The sequence below is a fragment of the uncultured Cyclobacterium sp. genome (assembly GCF_963976465.1).
In the GTDB taxonomy this organism is placed as follows: Bacteria; Bacteroidota; Bacteroidia; order Cytophagales; family Cyclobacteriaceae; genus Cyclobacterium.
Window position 1 is genome coordinate 1 of the sequence record NZ_CAXBOC010000698.1, and the last position, 1,874, is coordinate 1,874.

General features: G+C 41.6%; 2 protein-coding genes. Both read right to left on the bottom strand.

Features of this window, described 5'->3' with window-relative positions; translation table 11 throughout:
- A partial coding sequence (locus tag AAC037_RS24030) for a hypothetical protein (RefSeq protein WP_339906198.1) occupies window positions 1-565 on the bottom strand: 565 nt, incomplete at its 3' end.
- 11 nt (window positions 566-576) lie between these two features.
- The coding region (locus AAC037_RS24035; protein ID WP_339906200.1) for a TraG family conjugative transposon ATPase at window positions 577-1,874 on the bottom strand (1,298 nt) is incomplete at its 5' end.

A 1,874-nucleotide genomic window follows, 5' to 3' on the forward strand; every position in this document is an offset into this window, starting at 1 on the left:
GCCCCTTCATGCTTGCAAATTGCATGGAACGGTACATTCCATAAGAGTAAGACCTCAGGATCAGTAGTTCATTTAAAATAGTATTGAGGATTTTTGCCCTTTCCCCTGCATCCATTAGATTTTCCTTGCCTCCTTTCAGGGCAAATTGCTGTACTTCCAAAGCTAATGCAGTAGCTCTTTGCTGGAAAAGTGTAGCGTTCTGCTCTGCGAAAACAATAAATTCGGGATTTTCCTTGGCCAACTCCATAATATCCCGAACATCTCCGGAAATGCCACTCGCAATTCGTGCAATCTCTCTTACATTGGCAAGGTTTGTAAGGATAGCACTCACTTCGGTCAATCCCGCATTAAGCTTTTCCTGTAAGGTATTCACCACGGTAAGTTTTCCAGTGACAGCTAGTTGACCTTTTTCTATTAAAGTCAGTTTTTCATTGGTCTTATTGAGTTGGCTATTAATCACGGCTGCATGGGTAGCCTGCGCTCCCGAAACAGCCGGATCAACATAGACTTGCGCCTTCAACCATCCGCTGGTGAAAATGAACAAAAGAAATGTCAAAGTTTTCATGGTATAATTGTTTAGTCAGTAAATTCTGTTTTTTCTCTATAAGGAATTCCCAATTGGTTGACCAGAGAAAAGAAACGGTTCAATTCCATTTTTGAATTTTCATAATCCCTTACAAAGTGATCCAAACCTTGCTGATAGCTACCAAAGCGATCTGTATAGATTTCCACAGCTGCCTTTTCCGGCTTTTCAGTGGTATAGGTCAAATACTGATGAAGGGATACTTCCACGCCATATACCTCTCCGCTGGCACCTCTTCGGATGTAAACCTCCTTGAATCTGCCCCGGCCTTCAGTGTTGTCAAACTGGTTGATGGTAAAAATCTTTTTCCTTTCATGCTCATTGATTGAAAGCAGGGAGGCGATTTCATCATAATGGTCTTTGAATTTTGCCTGGTCCAGCAAAATGATGGTGTCTGAATTGTTCACAATGCTGTCTTTAACCACTGTGTTTCCTATGATGTCTCCCAACTCCTGGGTCACTACAATGGCTTCTCCCCAGAATTTCCGGACTGTCTTGTACAGGTAAAGAATATAGTTGGCCATAAGTGGTGAGGCGATGGCTTTCCAGGCTTCTTCGATGATCAATGCTTTCCGCTGCTTGCTCCGAAAACGCATTTTTTGAATGAATACATCCATGATAATCAAGGTGACAATAGGGAAAAGCACCTTGTGCTCCTTGATGGAATCTATTTCAAAAACGATAAATGCTTCTCCAAATAAGGATTGATCTACCTCTTCATTTAAGAGGCTACCATACTCCCCTCCTTTGTAGAATTTCTTGAGCACAAACCTGAACTCATCTATATTGAAAGGAATATTTTCCTTTTGAATCAACTCCGGTATGAATGTCAGGGCAAATTCATAAAAGCTATTAAAACAAGGGCGGTCAATTTTTGATACCTCATCAAAATGCACCTGATAGTATTCTGAAATGGTATTGGAGATTACATCCGATTCTACCTGGGAGATCTTGCCATCCGCAGACTTCCACAATACACTAATTAAGGTAAGCAGGGCATCCTTTTTTTCGATGTTGTATTCTTCCCTGGTAATGGCAAAGGGATTGGTGGTAATGGGATCCTTTTCTGTATAGGTAATGTATTTGCCTCCATAATAGGCACAAAGACCGGAATAGGAATGACCAGTATCCACGATAACCACATCCATCAGCCATCTCGGTGTTTCACTTTTATTGTACATGCAATACTGCTCTACCAGCGCATTCATGAAAAATGATTTACCTGATCCAGAAGGCCCCAGGACAAATTTATTCCTGTTATTGATCCGGTTGGTCTGCATGGGCAAGTCTG